Here is an 18,993-nt window from a genome sequence, read left to right on the forward strand (position 1 = left end):
GAATCCTAAGCATTCAACCCAGAACCTCGCGCGGTTTTCTCAATTCCCGTGATCCGGCAGATTCCCGAACGTATCACAAAGCGCACGTTGCAGCCGCAAAGCAACGCGCCAAACTCCCGATCGGAATCTTCCGAACGTGTTGCCGGGCGGGGATCAAGCGACAGGGCCTCCATCAGGACGGCACGCGCCCGTGGAGGGAGTTTCAAGAAATCCGCCCCGGCGTCGGGTGAGATTTCCACTGGCATTCGGAGCAAGGTCTCTTCCGCATATCCGCCCGCCGCTTCGGGAAGGGCCTCGGCATAGGGCAGGTAGGGTTTCACATCATAAACCGGCGTCCCGTCCACCAGATCCAGTCCGCCCAACAGCAGCACCGGGCCTTCGCTGTCGGTGAGATCCACCCCTTCGAATTTCACCAGGGAAAGTCCCAGCCCGTTCGGGCGGAAGGTCGAGCGGCTCGCAAACACGCCGACGCGCTGATTCCCGCCCAGGCGGGGAGGCCGGACGGTTGGTTTCCAACCTTGTCCGGCGGTTTCATGAAATCCGAAGATGAGCCAGAGATGTGAAAACCCTTCGATCCCGCGCACGGCTTCCGGGCTGCGGTACTCCGGGTGGAACACCAGCCTCCCCCAGGCGCTGGGACAGAGCCCCGGCTGGCGCGGGATCGCGAATTTCTCACCGAAGCACGAGCGGACGGTGGCGACGGGGCTGATGGTCATGGCGGCAGGAATCATGCTGTGAAAGCGACGCCACGACCAGTTCTTTCAGACGTTCCAACTACTTCCTACCCTTATCCAGCTTCGCGAGTTCGATGAGGGCGTCGATGCGGGAATGAACCCTGGAGTTCCCGCCATCCATCAGACAGACGACCACGATGATGTTGAGGAGATACTGGTATTCGCTGTTTGCGTTTGCCGCATACAGCAGGGCGAATATCAGGATCTTCCACAACCACTGCCACTTCGACAGGTGTGGTCGCTTGGCCGCTTCCTCGAGCCGGACGCGGTCGAGCGCTTCCTGCAGACGGCGTTCCTCGGCGAGAACTTCCCGATGCATGGGAAGATCGGAATCCGATGCATCGGGAGTGACGTGGTTCATTTCGTCTTGAAATGGACGCTGGTGCGGAGGACACCGCTCTCGCGGCGGCTGTGGACGGTGAGCTTGTCGAGGTCGCTGAGGATGTCGAGGGAGTCCTGGACGAGCTTTTTCTGGTCGGCGGAGATGGAGCCGCCGATGAGGTCGTTCGAGTTTTCCTCAAAGAGCTGATAGCTTTCCCGCGCGTATTTTTCGAGGGCCTTGAAGTTCACGTTGAAGTGGAAGCCCTGGCTGGTTTCTCCGCCCGCATCCGCCTTGGAAATGAGGTCGAGGGCCTGGGCCTTCGAACTGGAAGCCGCGTACCATTTGTCGCTGACCGTGACGGAGGGAAGGAAGTCGTCGGTGAAGAACGGCATGGGGAAGAACCAGGTGGTGCTGCCGTTTTTCTCGGAGCTGAGAGGCTTCTGCATCGGGATTTCGTTGCCGGTCATTTCACCGATTTTGGCTAGGGTGCCGGTCAATGTCGTGTTCATCTTATCCCACGAGCCGGAGAGCTTCGCGCGGTCGGAGACGGGGGCGATGACGGTGATGCGCGGGGCCTTCGCCTTGTCCACGACGACCTTCGGGATGTTCGGAACGGTCGGCAGGCCACCCTTCAGGTCGACGACGAGCGCGCTTTCCTTGCCAAGGCTGTTGCCGAAGTCATCGGTAAATGCGTCCCAGAGGGCGAGCAGGTCGGGGCGGAATTTGGAGTCGAACAGTTTCACCATTTCCTGATATTTGGCGGCTTCCTCGCCTTCCAGCGGCATCTCGCTGACCTTCAATGTCAGTTCGTAAGTGGTTTCCATGAGGGCCTCGAGGAATTCCCGTGACTTGGTGTCGTAGGCGGCATCCACCGACATGTTGGCGAAGAGGAAAACATCATCCCCGGCGCCGAGGTGCGCGAGCTTGTTGGTAGCTTTCCAGTCGATCATTCCCGAGTCATAGCCGCCGTAGGATTCGATTTTAAGACCTTCTTCGAAAAAGGCGGCGATACCGGATGCGTCGTTTCCGGCAAGCTTGCGGAGGGCTGCCTCACGTTCGGCGACGATGGTGAAGAGGGACTCGAGATCACGGGTGTCGCCAAGACCTTCTGAACCGGCGAGTCCGTCACGCAGTCCGTTGGTGAAGTCCGAGAAGCCACCGGCCGTCGCGATCAGTGTGTCCATCGATGCTTTCGCTCCGTAGGAGATCGCGGCAAGATCCTTGGACGCGTAGGCGTCCGTGAAGGCGAGCGAGTCGGTCGAGACGATGGAGCCCGCGAGGTCCGGGCTGAGCTTGAAGTCGTCCGCAGAACCGCCGAAGAAGAGGACCACATAATCTCCCACGGTGCCGCTGGCGATGATGATCTCTTTTTTGGCGACGATGGAAAGAAGCTGGTCCACCGTGGCGGCATCCAGGTTTTCCTCGAGGCCCGCACGATCCGCGGCGAGTGCTTCGGAGATTTTCGCGCCGGACAGCTTGTAGCCTTCCAGCTTGAAGCCGGAATTCTCGATGGTGACGGGCTCGAACATGTCTCCGAAGAAATTCACGTTCGCGAGAGTGGCGGCGACGAGCTGGGCCGAGGTGTCGAGCTCTCCTTCCTTGCTGCGGAAGGCGATGTAGAGGGGAGGGAATTTGGTTTTTTCAAGAAGGGCGACGCCGGATTGAGGGTCCTTGAGAAGCTCGGCGGTGGTTTCCGCGGAGAAATTCTCAAGCCCTTCGAGCACGGAGGAGAAATCACCGGATTTGGCAGCGGCCGCGAAGGATTTCGCGATGCTCCGCATTTGGAAATAGGTCTGGCGGCGGTTGAAGGTAAGGAGATTTCCCAGTTGTTCACCGGTGGATTTTCCCAAGGCAACGGTCACTTCCTTCGCGAAAAGCGCGGCGGGTCCGGCGGTTTCCTCCTCGTCCGGAAGAGGGATGACCTTGTCGGCGAGCAGCGGGTCGTTCTCGGCATCGTCAGAGGCGGGAGGTTCGTCAGCGGCGACGCCCGGCTCCTCCATCTGGTCACCGGCCGCGGAAGCTTCCTCCTGTTCCGCACCAGGAGCCTCCGCCACTTCCACTTCGGCTGCCTCGGCTTGTTCAGCTTCGGGAGCTTCGACTCCCGGAGCATCCATTTCATCCTCTTCCGGTGTGGCCATGACATCGCCACCACCGTTCATCTGGCCTTGGACAAGCGACCAGACTTTCGAGCCTTTGACGGATTCGGCGATTTTGGAACCGTTGTAGAAAGTGAGCAGCGCCTCCGTGTCCTGGGGAAGATGTTTCGCGAAGCCGAGCTTGGCCGCGCGTTTTTCCGGGCTGACTTGCTTGCCGGTGACGGTCTCAACGACTTCGGAAACCGCCTCGGCCACCGGCGTTTTGGCATCCGGCGCTTTCGCCACCTCGGTTTTTTTGCAGGCTCCGAGGCCGAGGGCCACCGCAGGAATGATCAGCCAGTTCGCACGCATTTTCATAGATACGTGTAGCTAGACCCTGTTGTGGCTTCTAGCAAGTAGTTAGCTTCCCCGATTGGAAAAAGCAGCGATATGGCGGGGATTTCCGGAGAGCGGCGGCGTTTTCGGATCTTCGCTCCGCACTCCGGTTGGAATGATCCGAAGGTATCAGTCGCGCTTGCCGAGCGGGCGGATCCACATGTTGCGGTACTCCATGGGATCGCCGTGGAACTGCAGCTTGAGTGGTGCGGTTTCCGGGTGTTTCGCCGGATAGGAGGCGAGCTTCCGGTGCTCGGTGGGTCCGAGGTAGGATTCGCCGTTCTGGACGCACACACCATTGTGGAAAATGGTGATCTTGGCAGGAGTGGTGACTTTCCCGTCCTCATAAACCGGCGGGACGAAGGTGATGTCGTAGCTGTTCCAGTCGCCTTGTGGGGAGGTGGCGTTCACCAGCGGAGGAAGCTGGCCGTAAAGGGAGCCGGCCTGGCCGTCCGGATAGGTCTTGTTGTTGTTGCTCTGCAATACCTGCACCTCGTACAGGCCCATCATGAACACACCGCTGTTTCCACCGCCCTGGCCGTCCACCTTGCGGTCTTTCGGCAACCGCCACTCGAAGTGCATCTGCACCGCGCCGAAGGATTGCTTGGACTGGATGTCGCGGTCCGCCGCGACCATCGAGCCATCCTGGATCTTCCAGCCGGGAGTCCATGCGTCGAGCGATTTGCCGTCGAAAAGCACGATCGCGTCCGAGGGCGGCTTCACGACGACGGCTCCGGCTGTCTCGATGATCCGTGGCTGGGGGCGCGCCGGGTCGTGGACAACGTAGGGAACCCCGGGGAGTTTGGGGCCGTCCGGGTAGCCGTGGATCTTGTTCTGGGCGTTGCTGGCAGTCATGGTAAGGGCGAGGAAAAGCAGCGGGTTAGGTTTCATGGTGGGTCAAAAACGTCATTTCCCGCCCCTTCTTTCAAGTTCTTATGCGATCCGGGTTGCGGGACGCGCCCGTCTGTGGCTTTTTGGGGGCGCAGCCCGACGACCATGGCAGATACCTCCGCTCAGACTCCACCCAACACACTTTTCCCGTTCGAACTCGTACGCCCCGAACTCGAGCGGGTGGAAGTATCCATCCGCGAGCAGGTCCGCGCCTTCGATCCCGCCGTGGAGCCCTATGTGGCTTATGTTTGCAATACCTCGGGTAAGCGCATCCGGCCCGCGCTGGCGATCCTTGTCGGTGGTGCCGCCGGCGGGGTGACCGAAGCTCATGTGAAAATCGGTGTCATCCTCGAACTCATTCACATGGCGACGCTTGTGCATGATGACATTATGGACGGCGCGAACACCCGCCGCATGGTTCCCACCGCGAATGCGAAGTGGGGCAACGCGCTTTCCGTTCTGCTGGGTGACGCGCTTTTCTCCCACGCCCTCACGCTGGCCACCGATTTCAACGATCTCGACATCTGCCGCAAGGTGGGCAACGCGGCCCGTGAGGTCTGCCAAGGCGAGATCATCCAGACCCAGCGCCGTTTCGACCTCACCTTCACCAAGGCGGAATACTTCCGCATCATCGAAATGAAGACCGGAGCGCTTTTTGCCGCCGCCACCGGACTTTCGGCCAATCTTTCCGGTCTCGATGCCGAGGCCGAGGCCAAGCTCTACAGCTATGGCATGAAACTGGGCACCGCCTACCAGATCTACGACGACTGCCTTGATCTTGTCGGGTCTGAGGAAGTTGTTGGAAAAACACTCCGCACCGATCTCATCAAGGGCAAGCTCACCCTGCCCATCCTCAACCTGCTGGAAACCGCTTCCGAGGCGCAGCGCATGAAGCTGAACAAGCGCATCCTCGATCAGGAGCCTCTTGATCTGCCGGTGCTGCTGGGCATCGCCGAATATGAAGGCGCCATCGAGAGCGCGGTGGATACGGCGCTCAACCTGCTCGAGGAATGCCGCGAGGACCTCTCACCGCTCGCAGACTCCGTCCACACCGACGCGCTCAGGCAGATCACCTGGTTCCTCGCGGGACTGTTGGAAAAGTGCAGGCGCTGAGAAGTTGGAAGCGGACGGTTGAAAGTTGGGAAAACGGCGGCACCTTCTGGCGCAGTCCATAATCGCCCGTTTCCCAATCACCCGACTTCACCGCATGACCACACCGCCCCGCAAACTCCTCATCATCGGCGGCGGCTTCGCCGGACTGGAATGTGCCCGCAAGCTCGCGAACGACGAGCGGTTCGAGATCACTCTGGTGGACCGCACGAACCACCACCTTTTCCAGCCGCTGCTCTATCAGGTGGCGTCCGCGTCCCTCTCCGCGCCGGACATCGCCCGTTCCATCCGGCAGATCCTGGCGGACGAAAAGAACGTGACCGTCCTGATGGACGAGATTTCCTCCATTGATCCGGTGGCGAAGCAGGCCGTCGGCAGTTCCGGGGCCGTGTATCCCTACGACACGCTTCTTCTCGCCGCAGGCGCGCGGACCGGCTACTTCGGCAATGACGGATGGGCGAGGCACAGCCTGGGCCTCAAGTCGCTGGCGGACGCCCAGAACATCCGCCGCACCGTGCTTTCCAATCTCGAGCGGGCGGAGCTCTCCACCGACGAGGCGGAACGCAACCGCCTCATGACCGTCGCCATCGTCGGCGGCGGGCCGACCGGCGTCGAACTCGCCGGTGCTTTCGCCGATCTCGTGCACCGCTCGCTGCGTTCGAATTTCCGCCGCATCGACACCAGCAGGCTCCGCATCATCCTCATCGAGGGTTCGGAACACATCCTTGAGGCTTTCGACCCGCACCAGAGCCTCTACGCGCGCAAGCGTCTGGAAAAACTGGGTGTGGAAGTCCGCAACAACACCCGCGTGACGGAAGTCCGCGCCGGAGCGCTGGATTTCAAGGACGGCACCACCTTGGAAGCCGCCGCCATCATCTGGGCAGCGGGAGTCGCGGCCAGTCCTCTCACCCAATCCCTCGGCGTGCCGGTGGACCGGGGCGGACGCATCACCCCGGATCCTGATCTCTCCGTTCCCGGCCATCCCGATATTTTCGTGGCGGGGGATCTCGTCAGCATGAAGGACAGCGAGGGGAAAATGGTTCCCGGCGTCGCGCCGGCCGCCGTGCAGATGGGTGGGCACATCGCCGGGATTTTGAAAGCTCAGGCCTCCGGAGAGGACAAGCGCCCGGCGTTCCGTTATTTCGACAAGGGCATCATGGCCATCATCGGGAAAAACTACGCGGTGGTGAAGACCGACAAGTTCGAACTGCAGGGCTTCATCGCGTGGCTGGCCTGGTTGTTCGTCCACATCATGTTCCTCATCGGCTTCCGGAACAAGCTCTCCGTCCTGCTGGGCTGGGCCTACTCCTATGTGGTCAACACACCGGAAGCCCGCATCATCGTCTATCCTCCGGCGGTGGCCTCGCCCGGGAAGACCGGGGAAATGTGATGGACGTCCGCGTTCCGTCATTCATCGTCCGGGCATGATTCCCCAAGGTCCGCTCTCCCAGAAAATTTTCACCGTTGCCAAGCAATACATCCCGGGTGGGGTGAACTCTCCGGTGCGCGCTTTCCGCAATGTGGGTGGCGAGCCGTTTTTCGTCCGGCGTGCGGCGGGCAGCCGGATCGAGGATATCGACGGCAAGCACTACATCGACTACATCGGTTCGTGGGGACCGAACATCCTCGGACACGCGCCGGTTGTCATCACCAACACGATCCACGAGGTGGCGAAGAGCGGTGTCTCCTTCGGCATCCCGAACATGTTCGAAGTGGAGATGGCCCGGACGATCTGCGAATGGGTGCCGTCGGTGGAAAAGGTCCGCATGTGCAGTTCCGGCACGGAGGCGACGATGTCCGCGATCCGTCTGGCCCGTGGTTTTACCAAGCGCGACTACATCGTGAAATTCAACGGCTGCTATCACGGGCACAGCGACTCGCTGCTGGTCGCCGCCGGCTCGGGCGCGCTCACCCATGGCGAGCCGGATTCGGCGGGCGTGCCGAAGAGCTTCGCGGAGAAAACCATCGTGCTCTCCTACAATGATCCGGAAGCGTTGGAGACTCTTTTCGCCGCACGGGGGGAGCAGATCGCCGCGATCATCGTGGAGTCCTACCCGGCCAACGCCGGATTGGTTTTTCCGAAGCCCGGTTACCTTGAACTCCTTTCCTCGATCACCAAAAAACATGGGGCGCTGCTGATCTTCGACGAAGTCATGACCGGCTTCCGCCTTGGCAAGGCCGGCGTGCAGGGGTTGGAAAACCTGACGCCCGACCTGAGCTGCTTCGGAAAAGTCATCGGTGGCGGACTGCCGGTGGGCGCCTTCGGCGGGCGGGCGGAGGTGATGGACCTGCTGGCCCCCATCGGCCCGGTCTATCAGGCCGGAACGCTGAGCGGGAATCCATTGGCGATGGCGGCGGGCCTCGCACAGCTCCGTGAGCTGGAGAGACGTTCGGGATTCGCACGGCTTGAATCGCTCGGCGCGCATTTCGAAAACGGCCTGAGGCAGCTGTTGGAGGCGAAGGGGGTCCCGCACCGCTTCAACCGTGTGGGATCGATGTTCTGTCTCTTTTTCGCCGACCGGGACATCGTGAACGTGGATGACGTGATGAAACAGGATCTCGAATTTTTCAGGAAGTTCTTCTGGGGCTGCCTCGACAAGGGGATCTATCTCGCTCCCTCTCCTTACGAAACGGGGTTCATTTCCCTGGCCCATACGGAGCCGGATCTGGACGACACCCTGACGGTGTTCGAGGAAGTGTTGGGTGAGATCTGAAGCAGGGAGGTCGTCGGGGAGCGGGAGATTTCCGCTTCCTGCGCCGGCAATGCGTGTTATGCTGCCGGGATGAAATCTCGCGCGTGGTCTCGGTTCGCGGCGGTACTCTATTTCGCGGCTTGCGGGACGGGCCAGGCGGTGATTTTCCTGGGGCCGCAGGATCACACCCGGAATACCACGACTCCGGGGGATAACTCGGGCTGGCAGTATGAGGGGAAATTCACCTGGTCTCTCGGTGTTCCCATCGCACCGTATTTTTTCATCACCGCCAAACACGTCGGTGGAAACGTGGGAGACGTGCTGGACTTCCACGGTGACAGCTACACCACCATCGCCGCGCATCCCAGTCCGAACACGGACCTGCAGATTTGGGAAGTGGATCACTCCAAGCCATTTCCCACCTACGCGCCGCTTGCCACGGCCTCAGGCGATACGGGGACCACGGCCACGATCATCGGCAGGGGGACGCGGCGTGGGGATGAGGTGATCGTGAACGACGTGCTCAAGGGATGGAAATGGGGGAGCTCGGACCAGGTCCAGCGGTGGGGGCGCAATGAAGTCGAGGGCGTCATCAATGGAAGTCCGATCGAGGGGCAGTTGCTCTATTGCAATATGGATAACCCGGGGCTGATGGATAACCCGGGGCTGCCCGAGGAATGTCATTTATCTACGGGAGATTCCGGCGGCGGACTCTTCGTGCTGGAAAACGGCTTGTGGCGTCTGGCGGGTATCAACTACGCCGTGCAAGGTCCTTATAAGACGACGGAGGCTGGCGCGGATTTTCCTGCGGCAATCTTCGACCAACGTGAACTTTATGTGTACAATGGACAATGGACATTCGTGTCGGGCCCGGCCAATGTTCCTTCTCGTTTCTTCTGCACGCGTATTTCGGCGTCACAGTCGTGGATCGCCAGTGTGACGGGAGCAAGCGGGGCACCTTCGAGTGAAAATTACGCTGCCTGGCAGAAACTGTATTTTTCACCTGCGGAGATCGCGACCTCCGCCACTTCAGGGCCTTCTGGCGATTTCGATCATGACGGGATCAACAATCTGTTGGAATTCGCCCTGAATCTCGACCCGACGTTCAACGGGCGCACTGTCACCGTTCCGGCGACAGGATTGCAGGGGTTGCCGGTGAAGGGGATGGAAACCCTTTCCGGCTCGGATCATCTCACAATCGAATTCGTCCGGCGAAAGTCGGATAGTGGTTCGGAATTGTCTTATATTGTGGAATTTACGTCAGACATGGTCACTTGGCAGGCGGTTGGAGTGGCGACGATAACCTCGATCAACAGCCGGTGGGAGCGGGTGAAAGTGGTGGATTCGGTTTCGAATGATGACACGGAGGCGCGCTTTGTGCGGGTGAGGGTGGTTCAATCCGAGTAAATTGATAATCAGTATATCACACGAAAAGGTGATGGGCTGAAACGCTCAATTCCCTCCCACCCTAAATAAACGTGGAGTATACGGGGGGAGGATAAATCGGTATTTACATTTGCTCGGATTGGATCGCGCACCCTCCTGGTGACGTGGTCAATCGATACACATTGTAATCTCATTGTGATGTCGTTCGATCTTAGCCCGCTGATTTTCAAAACCCCAAAACCCTGCCAAATCCCATGAAAGCCAAGACCCGGACCGCCAGACCCAGCGGCTTCGCGCTCGTCGTCACCCTGTCCATGATGATCCTTCTTACGGTCATCGCGGTAGGACTTCTGTCACTCGGTTCTGTGAGCCTGCGGACATCGGGCCAGACCTCCGACATGTCGGTGGCCCGGGCGAACGCGCGCATGGCCCTCATGCTGGCGATCGGAGAGCTTCAGAAAACCACCGGACCGGATACGCGGGTGACGGCCCGTGCCGATATTCTCGACGAAAATAATCCCCAGGTGCTGGGGGTTTGGGAGAGTTGGATGGGGGATGACCACGATTCAAGCGGACGTCCGATCGCTCCGAACTATTCCAATCACAAGCAGGGCAAGTTTCTGGGGTGGCTCACCTCGGACCATAAGGAAAAGCTGAAGCAGGAAATGAACGAACTGCCCGAAACCACCGCCGCTTCCGGCGACCGTGTCGCCTTGATCGGTGAGAATACGGTGGGCACGAGGGACGCGGACAAGCGCCAGATCCACCTCACGCCGCAATCCCTTGTCGTCAACAAATCCCGGGGATCGTTCGCATGGTGGGTGGGTGGCGAGAACCAGAAGGCCCGTCTGCCCCGGCCATACGCTCCGGAAAAGGACACTAGCACCGCGCTGTGGTCCGTCCTCGCAAAGACACACTCCGTGAGCGATCCGGCTCCGTTCGGTCTCGATGCCGCATTGCTGAACCATCCATCACTGACCGAGCCCGGCGAGCAGGCTCCCGCCGACAAGGTGACGAGCATCCAGCAAAGCGATTTGCTGACCAGCCCGAAACCCGCCCACAACCGGACCTCCCGCGAGCATTTCTACGATCTTTCCACGGACTCGGTCGGTTTGCTCACCAATACCGCGACCGGTGGCTGGAGGAAGGATTTGAATCTCATGTCCGAGAACGTGACGCAGACCTCCTCCGGATTGTCGTTTTTCCGGGTCAATACCAAGAAGGATCTGATGTATCGCATGGCGAGCGCGAACAGTCCCACCCCGTCGACCTCCCTGCTCTATCCATGGAGCAGCTACCGCACTCCGCAAGGCGGCACGAACGTGGCGATCTACAGCTTTCCCGCGATCGGCAGTTGGGCGAATCTCGTGAATTACGCCAGCTTGTACCGGAACATGTCCAAGGCCACCGGAAACATGACCGGGAAGATCAATGCCACGGGGATCAACGGTTCCCAGGGGACCTTCATCCACACCGTGCGGGTCATGCCGGTGATCGCCCGGGTGCAGTGGATCTACTCCCACTTTGCAAAAGGCAGCGCCACCCAGCCGGGCAAGCTGGATCTGTGCCTCCAGGTGCTTCCGGTGATCACCATGTGGAATCCTTACAACGTGTCGCTGCAATCGGAAACCCTGACTTTCAGAATGGAGGGAACGCTGCCACCGCTGATGACCTACACGGTCGGAGGTGCGACCCTGCCGAAAAGGGTCACTGTCCAGGACAGTCGGGAGTCGAGCCAGGGCGGCACTGTCAAGGGAGCCATGACCACCCCGGAAAAATTCCAGCTCAACGGAGGTGTGACGTTCGCACCGGGGGAAGCGAAGGTCTTCAGTCCGCCCGCCAACAGCAACATCCTCATGGCGGGCTACCAGCCGTCGGGCGGGAAAAGTTATGTGGTGGCCGAGGGTGTGACCACCGCGGCGGCCGCGGCCAACAGCAAGATCACCACCAGCATGTCGTTCGATGCCCAATACAAGGATCCGGTTTTGGGAGTCGGCATGTATCTCGATGTCCTGCGGGGTGATCTGAACAGCAACGACATCCTGCTGGCCTACCGCATGCTCTACAAGCCGGAGATCGCGAGGGCGTCCTATCCGGCCAAGGATGCTGCCGAGTTCCCTCAGCCCACCATGGCCGCCGCGGCAAGCGCTCCGGTGAAGTTCCTCTCGGTCTCCTTCGGCGCCCGCATGGCCAGCAACACCCACATGCCATCGAAGGGGTTCGTGCAGTCCAGCCCGTTCGTGGGCTACACCGCCATGGGCGAGAAGGCCACACAGGAAGTGGACATCGGCTATTCCTATCCCGGAGTGAATCACAATGTGAACTCCCCCTTCGAATTCAGCTTCCAAGGGATCGCCGACGGCGTGGGCACCGTCGTCCCGGACGTCGAACCCGCGAAGAACTCGGGTTATATCGTGACGGGTTACAAGAAGGCCGACGGCCTGTCGCGTTGCATCGTTTCCGAACTGCCGGGACGTCCCCTTGCTTCCTTGGCCGAGTTGCAGAACTGGGATGCCCGGTTTGAAAATCCGATCCCTCCCTATTCTTACAATCTGGTGGGAAATAGTGATGCCACCCCGCTCATTCCCCGGAAAGCCGTGGTCAACGGCTCGTCTTCAAGGGGAGCGGTCAATCTCCAGCATGACGACTCCTATTGTCTGAACCACGTTCTGTTCGACGACTGGTTCTGTTCGTCTCTGGCGAGGGAGCCTTCGGATTTCGGCACTCCCCCCAACACTTCCAATGCGAAGACCTTGTATGAGAATCTCCTCAAGGATAATGAGAACCCGCTGGCGAACCGCGCCTACAAGCCGTCTCAAAAAGACAAGGCCGCGGTGGCCCTTGATCCCCAGATGGCGACCACACTCTCCACCCAGAACATCGGAACCAACAGTGCCACCAGTTGGAAGACCATTGCCTCGCGGTTGGAAGTGGAGGGCATGTTCAATGTCAATTCCACCTCGGTGACGGCGTGGCGCGCCCTGCTGGGTCATGCGCGGAACCAGAGGATTCCCCATATCGGGGCATCCGGCTCGCCGAAGCTTTCCGACAGCCTGGAGGACTATGCGTTCAGCCGCTTCAGCGTGGCGGGTGATGTGGAAGCCCGGCAAGGAGGAACTTCGGGGGCGTTCGGGAACAGCGCGCAGTTCGCCGGTTACCGCAAGTTCACAGCCGGTCAGCTGGACTTCCTCGCCGGAGAGATCGTGAAACAAGTGCGGCTGCGCGGCCCGTTCCTCTCGCTGTCGGAGTTCGTGAACCGCCAGTTGTCGGATGACGACGGCCTCGCGATGGCAGGTGCGATCCAGACCGCGCTCAACAAACTTACGGAGAGCAGCCAGAATCCGTTTCAGGTGGTCCAGAGCCTGGCCACGCAAGGGACGGTGAATCTGGCGACCGAAAATCCGCCCCCCGGGCAGAGCGGTTATCTGTATCCCAAGGCTGCCGTGGGGTACCGTCTCTATGGCCTGCCAGGTTGGACCCGCCAGGCCGACATCCTGCGGCCCATCGCTCCCATCTTGTCGGCGCGCGACGATACCTTCACCATCCGTGCCTATGGCGACTGCCGGGATGCGGGTGGAACCATCATCAAGGCACGCGCCACCTGCGAGGCGACCGTCCGCCGCAGCAGGGAATATGTGGATCCGGCCAACGACGCGGCCGCTTATTCCAATGCCTCCGGAGCCGTTCCCGTCAAGCTGCCTGCGAACGAACTCTTCGGACGCCGTTATGAGATGGTATCATTCCGCTGGCTCGCGGACAACGAGATCTGAAGATGTTTCTGCCGGATTTTCACAGGGTTAATTTTTGACACATCATCCGCCGCTCCATAGTTTCCAGAAAAACCGTCATATTCATGCGTTATCTACTATTGCTCCTTTTACTGTTCCCGTTGGTCGCCACCGCCCAGGACAAGTCGGCCAAACGCACGTGCCGGGTGGTGTTCCTGAATCCTCCGGCGAACGCTCCCAAGAAGCTATACCTGTTCGACGGCACGACCTCGCAGGAGGTGGAACTGCCGAAGATGAATTTTTCCGATGTCTATGTGGTGGCGAACGGAGATGTCACCCTCCGCCTGCTCACCGCACCTGTCACCAAGGTGGAGCAGGTGCCCGCGGGAGCTCCGGCGGGAAAAGTCGCCGCGGGAATCGAGGATTTCTATCTCATCGCCTCCAGCGATCCGAAAAACCAGGTGGTCCCGGTGCAGTTGCAGGTCATCGACGCCAGCGTGCAGAAATTCCGCAAGGGCCAGATGATGTGGTATAATCTCACGACGAGTGCGGTAGGGGGGCAACTGGGCAGCCAGAAGCTCGCGTTGAAAGCCCAGTCGAGAGCCGTCACGGATGCGCCCGCTTCCGGCAGGGAACCCTATGACGTTTCCATCTCCTATTCGCTTCCCAACGACAAGCGTCTCTACCCGATCTGCCAAACCAAGTGGGAGCACGACCCGGACACCCGGACCGTGGTGTTTCTCTACGGCGGTGCCAACGGCGCGACTCCGGAACTCATCGGGTTCAAGGACTTCCGGGCTCCTGTCGAAAAGAGCCAGTGACTGAAGAACGCCCGCCGAAAACCTTTCGGTTGTTTCCCGACCGGCGCATGAAATCCACAGCCCGTGACATGCTGAAGGTTCTCATTGTCGCCGCGGGTTTGTCGGCCACGGGTCTCTCGTCCGCCGCACCCGCCTTCCTGCCCTACAAGGCGGATCCGAACACGCTCCATCTCTGGCATTTCGACGAGCCGGCTCCGCCGTTTGAGGATGCTGGAGCCATCCCGACCGCATTGAGGGGAATGCTCAATGGCGCGCATGCGGGTGAAAAATCGCTCGAGGGATTCGGCTCTGCGGTTTCGTTCGCGCATACCCCTGAGGACGAGCCGGGGATCGACCGTCCCTATGGTCCGATCTTGCTGGCGAAGCCCGAACTCGATAACACGGGCAAGGACAATGTGAACGCGCCCTTTCCCGTGATGGGGCCGGATGGGGCGTTCACGATCGAAGCCATCGTCAGGCTGGACGTGCTCCCCGCGAATTCGCCCAGCTATGCGGCGGACATCGTCACGATGGATGACGACAACCAGGCGAACCGGGTGTTCCTGTTCCGTATTGAGAAACCGGGCTTCCTTTCGTTCGTCCCCATCGCGGGCGATGCCGTGAGGGGAGGCGGGCTTGCCACGATCCCCACCACGGGAAGGCATGCCATCCGGACCGGAGAATGGTTCCACGTCGCCGTGACCTATGACGGAAATGAAAACGCTTCGGACAATCTCAAGCTTTACTGGACCCGTCTCGACTCGGCCGAGCAGTCGGCGAATCTGATAGGCCGTGGCACCCTCACCGCGGACCTGCGCCGGGAACTGGGGGACTTCGCCATCGGCAACTCGGGAAAGTTCAACCAGCTCGGGCCTTTTGAATACTTTCCCGGATGCATCGACGAGGTCCGCATCAGCAGCATCGCCCGGCGGCCCTACGACTTTTTCTTCGTCAGTCCGGAAGAGAAGGCCCGTGCGATTGACCTGCTCGCGGCGACAAGACCGTTGCAAATGCAGGTGGGCCTGACCCTGCATCAGGTTTACGTGAACGAATCCATGGTTCTGAGACCGCAGAGCGGAGTTCCGCTGGTTCTCGGGCCGGGCACTCACCGGCTGGATTTCGACTTTGGTTTTCCCGTGGGCGAGCTCGCGGACCCGGTGGCGGTGAAGTGCCGGCTCGAGGGGCTGGATGAGGAATGGAATCCCACCGCCCGCGGAATGACGCTGACCTGGGAAATGTTGGGAGAGGGGAACGTGCTTTTGGGACGTACGGTTTTTTCAACGACTCGCTCCAGTCCGGGTTGGGAGAGCGATGTGGTGGACTCGCCGATGCGGCGCAGGACGGAGCCCCTGTATGTCCCGGAAGGCACGCGGCGCCTGCGCGTGATCATGTCCTCGGGTGCTCCGGACACCACGGGTTGCTGGGTCATCGATGATCTCGCGCTGACAAGGTCCGGGAAGCCGGAGACGAATCTCTGGGTGAACGGCGACTTCGGCAGGGGCGAGCGTACCGACCAGATCGGCGGCATTCCGGCGGGCTGGACGCGGGGCGGCAGCGAACCCGCCATCGCCCGGCTGATGTTGGCCGACGCACCCGCTCTCGGTTTGTTGGATGCCGAGCAGAGCCATTCCGGGTTGTGGACATGCAGCCAGGCCCTGCCCGTCCGGCCATCGAAAGGCGGGGAGACTTTCCTGATTTCCTGGTCGGAGGCGTTCAACGTCATCTCGGGCGCCGCACTTCATGCGACCTACATGAACGTCCCTTCCGGGAAATATACCTTCCGTGCCATCGCGGTGACGGATCATCCGCTGAACCGTACGACACAACTGGCGTTCCCCATCGTCATCCGCCAGCCCTACTGGAAACAGGCATGGTTCATGCCGCTGGTCGTGGCGGGCATCGTGGTGGTGATCGGGTGGGGACTTTTCCTGAACTACCAGCGCCGGTCGAGGCACCGTCTTTCCATCATCCGCATGTCGAACGCGGTGGAGCGGGACCGCGCGCGCATCGCACGGGACATGCATGATGACCTCGGCACGCGTGTCTCCCTCCTGAAACACGCCGCATCCGTCGTGCGCCAGGCGATCGACCGGGATCCATCCAAGGCGCGCGGGCAGGCCGTCCGCCTGGAGTCGGCCGCCACCGATCTGGTGTGGGCCATGGATGGCCTGGTGTGGGCGGTGAATCCTTCCAACGACACCTTGGAACATCTCGCCGGTCACCTGTCGGGACTGGCGCAGGAAATTTTCCGCGAGGCTCCGGTCACCTTGCGGATTTCCATTCCCACGGACCTGCCCGCCGTCGCCCTGCGTTCGGACTTCCGGCATCATTTCTCCCTGGCGGTGAAAGAGGCCTTGCACAACATTCTGAAGCACGCCGGTCCATGCGAGGCATCCCTGCAACTGCTGGTGGAAGGTGGGACGCTCGCCGCCTTCATCAACGACACCGGCGCGGGTTTTGATCTGGACAATCCCGATGCCGGCAACGGCCTGCTCAACCTCCTCTCCCGCGCGAGGGAAATGGGGGGGACCTGTGAAATGGATTCCGCTCCGGGAAAAGGGACACGGGTCGTTTTGCGTTGTCCTCTGCCGAAAGTTCCAGTGCTCTTGAATTCATGAACGCCGCACCGTACCGAGTTGTCATTGTCGAAGATGATTCCCTCTTCAGGGAATCTTTTCTGGAAACCGTCGCCACCACCGCGTCCTGGCAGGTGAGCGGCTGCCACGTGCGGGCGGAGTCCGCCTTGGAGGCGATTCCGAAGGATCCGCCGGACGCGGTCATCGCGGACATCCAGCTTCCGGGGATGTCGGGCATCGAACTGGTGAGGAAACTCAAGCCGCTGTGCCCGGACACCCAGTTTCTCATGGTCACGGTGTTTGAGGATGCGGAGCGTGTGTTCGAAGCGCTGGCGGCGGGTGCTTCCGGCTATGTGCTCAAGCGGGACGTGCATTCGCGTTTGTTGGAATCTCTCGATGACGTGCTCGCCGGTGGCGCTCCCATGTCCAGTGCCATCGCGCGGAAGGTGGTCCAGCATTTCCGGATGCCGGTGCAGGAGCCGGGGGAGGATTTCCATCTCACCCAGCGCGAAACGGAGACCCTGGACCTGTTGGTGAAAGGATATTTCTACAAGGAAATCGCCAGCGAACTTGGAATCCGCATCGATACGGTCGCGTTCCATTTGGGAAACATCTATCGCAAGCTCCATGTGCGGACGCGTAGCGAGGCGATCCTCAAATACATGGGCCGCGCCGCGGATTCATGACCCGCGCGACATCGCGGACCGATAGGTTTGTCGGCGCCATTTGACGGACTTCCGGATTTGCCTGGCAGGGCCATTGTCACGAATGCCTCGTGGCGATTCATGTTTTTTTCCGGAATTGCGTTCGCGGGATCATCTTCCGGAATGCCTCCACGGTCATTCCGATGCGGAGATCCGGTCATTGCGAGCGGTGAATTTGATACTTTTGTTGCGGCGTAATGTATTTATGATGTGTTATTTGTGTAATACTCCATAAACCGGGAGGTTCACGAAACCCTGTTTGGCCGCTAGTCATCCAGCCTCCACCACGGCCTCTCGTGGTGGCATCGCAGCATGAAAGCTCCGTCAACAAACCCATACGGTTGCGGCAGCAGTGGTTCCATTTCCACGGCTACCCTTGTCTCCACCCGCGGTCATTCCGCCGGAGCGGCGGATTTGTCACGTCCGCTCCGGAAGCGTGGAAGGAAACCCCTCGTCAGCATGATGCTGGACCCCCGTGCGCCGGAAGTTCATGCGGGCATCCTGCGTGCCGCGCACGAACTTCGCTGGGATGTGGTGGAGAGAACGGTGGCTGGCGCGCGTCCTTTCGACGGAGTGCTTTCCACGACGGGGCCGGACGAACTCTGGCGCTGGACCCGTGGACTGGATTGTCCGCTGGTCCGCATCGTCGGCAACACGGTTTCCGCCGCCAGCGTGATGCCCGCCGACGGGATGTGCACGGTGGCGCCGGATCTGGCCAAGGCCGGAGAATTGGCCGCGAAACATCTGCTTTCGTTGGGAAATGCCAATATCGTTTTTTTCCGCAACTATGGTTCCGGCGGACCGGGACTGTTGTGCGCGTCATTTCTCGAAGCCTGCCGCCTCGCGGGGAAGGAGCCGACCGTCATCGACTCTACCATCCATCATCCGGTGGATCGTGCGAACTGGCTTCTTCAACAGGTTTCCCAGCTCCCGCTTCCAAGCGTGATCATGGCGGATCATGACCGCTTCGCCGTCGAGATCATCGCCGCCGCGAGGGAGCTGGGGCTGCGCGTGCCCGAAGACATCGCGGTCATGGGCATGGAGAACGTGGCGGCCGTGCGGCAGCGGTCCCATGTCCCAGTCACATCCGTGGACATGAACCTCGAGCTGCTGGGCTACACCGCGGCCCGGCTGCTGGACCGTGCGATGCGTGGAGAGGCCATCGAACCGACCCTCCGTCTCATTCCGCCGAGGCGGGTGGTGGAGCGTGAATCCACGGCCACGTTCGCTTGTGAGGTTCCCGGCATTTCCAAGGCGATCCTGAAGATCCGGAGCCAGTATCCGAATTCCATCTCGATCCCGACAATGGCCCGCGAATGCGGCATGTCGGTGAGGAATCTCTATCGGCTCTATCGTTCCACCACCGGCAACACCATCGGCAAGGACATCATGGCCAGGAGGATGGCGGCGGCCGCCGAACTGCTGATGGACGACGCCCTCAAGCTTGAACCCATCGCCATCGAGACAGGCCTGGGCAATGCGAAAAACCTCTGCCGGTTGTTCAAGGAGCACTTCGGCAAAACTCCCGGTCAGTGGCGGGCCGCATGCAATCCATCCGTCGTCGGCTGAGATTTTTTT

The 18,993-nt window shown here is 60.6% G+C and carries 13 protein-coding genes; 9 read left to right on the forward strand and 4 right to left on the reverse strand.

The genetic code is table 11. From position 1 onward, the window contains the following. Positions 1-5: 5 nt before the first annotated feature. The 4 genes from tsaA to JIN84_RS13690 form a co-directional block, all read right to left on the reverse strand. On the reverse strand, positions 6-731 hold the full coding sequence (gene tsaA, locus JIN84_RS13675; RefSeq protein WP_234043464.1) for a tRNA (N6-threonylcarbamoyladenosine(37)-N6)-methyltransferase TrmO: 726 nt from the start codon (positions 729-731) through the stop codon (positions 6-8). A gap of 43 nt (positions 732-774) precedes the next feature. Further along, positions 775-1,053 (reverse strand): hypothetical protein, encoded by a 279-nt coding sequence (locus tag JIN84_RS13680; protein WP_200351601.1) that lies wholly within the window; start codon positions 1,051-1,053, stop codon positions 775-777. Positions 1,054-1,091: 38 nt separating this feature from the next. Next, the gene (locus tag JIN84_RS13685) at positions 1,092-3,503 is read right to left on the reverse strand and encodes a hypothetical protein (protein ID WP_200351602.1); all 2,412 of its coding nucleotides are present in this window, start codon (positions 3,501-3,503) and stop codon (positions 1,092-1,094) included. Between the two features lie 153 nt (positions 3,504-3,656). Next, positions 3,657-4,418, reverse strand: a complete 762-nt coding sequence (locus tag JIN84_RS13690) for a 3-keto-disaccharide hydrolase (protein WP_200351603.1) — start codon at positions 4,416-4,418, stop codon at positions 3,657-3,659. Positions 4,419-4,523: 105 nt separating this feature from the next. On the opposite strand from JIN84_RS13690, the gene JIN84_RS13695 reads away from it, so the two are divergent. The 9 genes from JIN84_RS13695 to JIN84_RS13735 all read left to right on the forward strand — a co-directional run bounded on the left by JIN84_RS13695 (position 4,524) and on the right by JIN84_RS13735 (position 18,984). Continuing rightward, positions 4,524-5,531 (forward strand): polyprenyl synthetase family protein, encoded by a 1,008-nt coding sequence (locus JIN84_RS13695; RefSeq protein WP_200351604.1) that lies wholly within the window; start codon positions 4,524-4,526, stop codon positions 5,529-5,531. Between the two features lie 94 nt (positions 5,532-5,625). Further along, on the forward strand, positions 5,626-6,918 hold the full coding sequence (locus tag JIN84_RS13700) for an NAD(P)/FAD-dependent oxidoreductase (protein WP_200351605.1): 1,293 nt from the start codon (positions 5,626-5,628) through the stop codon (positions 6,916-6,918). A gap of 34 nt (positions 6,919-6,952) precedes the next feature. Further along, on the forward strand, positions 6,953-8,242 hold the full coding sequence (gene hemL / locus JIN84_RS13705; protein ID WP_200351606.1) for a glutamate-1-semialdehyde 2,1-aminomutase: 1,290 nt from the start codon (positions 6,953-6,955) through the stop codon (positions 8,240-8,242). Positions 8,243-8,311: 69 nt separating this feature from the next. Then, on the forward strand, positions 8,312-9,628 hold the full coding sequence (locus JIN84_RS13710) for a hypothetical protein (RefSeq protein ID WP_200351607.1): 1,317 nt from the start codon (positions 8,312-8,314) through the stop codon (positions 9,626-9,628). A gap of 233 nt (positions 9,629-9,861) precedes the next feature. Then, entirely contained in the window at positions 9,862-13,377 is a 3,516-nt protein-coding gene (locus JIN84_RS13715; protein WP_200351608.1) for a pilus assembly PilX family protein, read from the forward strand. A gap of 83 nt (positions 13,378-13,460) precedes the next feature. Beyond that, complete coding sequence (locus JIN84_RS13720) at positions 13,461-14,156, forward strand: hypothetical protein (RefSeq protein ID WP_200351609.1); 696 nt, start codon at positions 13,461-13,463, stop codon at positions 14,154-14,156. A 47-nt stretch (positions 14,157-14,203) separates the two neighbouring features. After that, positions 14,204-16,753, forward strand: coding sequence for a LamG-like jellyroll fold domain-containing protein (locus JIN84_RS13725; protein ID WP_200351610.1), 2,550 nt, complete (start codon positions 14,204-14,206; stop codon positions 16,751-16,753). After that, positions 16,750-17,397 carry a response regulator gene (locus tag JIN84_RS13730; RefSeq protein WP_200351611.1) on the forward strand — a complete coding sequence of 216 codons (648 nt, stop codon included), beginning with the start codon at positions 16,750-16,752 and terminating at the stop codon, positions 17,395-17,397. The genes JIN84_RS13725 and JIN84_RS13730 overlap by 4 nt, the downstream gene beginning before the upstream one ends. Before the next feature lie 330 nt (positions 17,398-17,727). After that, positions 17,728-18,984, forward strand: a complete 1,257-nt coding sequence (locus tag JIN84_RS13735; RefSeq protein WP_200351612.1) for a substrate-binding domain-containing protein — start codon at positions 17,728-17,730, stop codon at positions 18,982-18,984. The last annotated feature ends 9 nt before the right edge of the window (positions 18,985-18,993 follow it).

It is taken from the genome of Luteolibacter yonseiensis, from assembly GCF_016595465.1.
Taxonomy (GTDB): Bacteria; Verrucomicrobiota; Verrucomicrobiia; order Verrucomicrobiales; family Akkermansiaceae; genus Luteolibacter; species Luteolibacter yonseiensis.

Coding starts and splice junctions, on each gene's coding strand:
- JIN84_RS13735 (WP_200351612.1), top strand. CDS start 17,728: ATGAAAGCTCCGTCAACAAACCCATACGGTTGCGGCAGCAGTGGTTCC.
- JIN84_RS13720 (WP_200351609.1), top strand. CDS start 13,461: ATGCGTTATCTACTATTGCTCCTTTTACTGTTCCCGTTGGTCGCCACC.
- hemL (WP_200351606.1), top strand. CDS start 6,953: ATGATTCCCCAAGGTCCGCTCTCCCAGAAAATTTTCACCGTTGCCAAG.
- JIN84_RS13680 (WP_200351601.1), bottom strand. CDS start 1,053: ATGCATCGGGAAGTTCTCGCCGAGGAACGCCGTCTGCAGGAAGCGCTC.
- JIN84_RS13725 (WP_200351610.1), top strand. CDS start 14,204: ATGAAATCCACAGCCCGTGACATGCTGAAGGTTCTCATTGTCGCCGCG.
- JIN84_RS13690 (WP_200351603.1), bottom strand. CDS start 4,418: ATGAAACCTAACCCGCTGCTTTTCCTCGCCCTTACCATGACTGCCAGC.
- JIN84_RS13730 (WP_200351611.1), top strand. CDS start 16,750: ATGAACGCCGCACCGTACCGAGTTGTCATTGTCGAAGATGATTCCCTC.
- tsaA (WP_234043464.1), bottom strand. CDS start 731: ATGATTCCTGCCGCCATGACCATCAGCCCCGTCGCCACCGTCCGCTCG.
- JIN84_RS13695 (WP_200351604.1), top strand. CDS start 4,524: ATGGCAGATACCTCCGCTCAGACTCCACCCAACACACTTTTCCCGTTC.
- JIN84_RS13715 (WP_200351608.1), top strand. CDS start 9,862: ATGAAAGCCAAGACCCGGACCGCCAGACCCAGCGGCTTCGCGCTCGTC.
- JIN84_RS13700 (WP_200351605.1), top strand. CDS start 5,626: ATGACCACACCGCCCCGCAAACTCCTCATCATCGGCGGCGGCTTCGCC.
- JIN84_RS13685 (WP_200351602.1), bottom strand. CDS start 3,503: ATGCGTGCGAACTGGCTGATCATTCCTGCGGTGGCCCTCGGCCTCGGA.
- JIN84_RS13710 (WP_200351607.1), top strand. CDS start 8,312: ATGAAATCTCGCGCGTGGTCTCGGTTCGCGGCGGTACTCTATTTCGCG.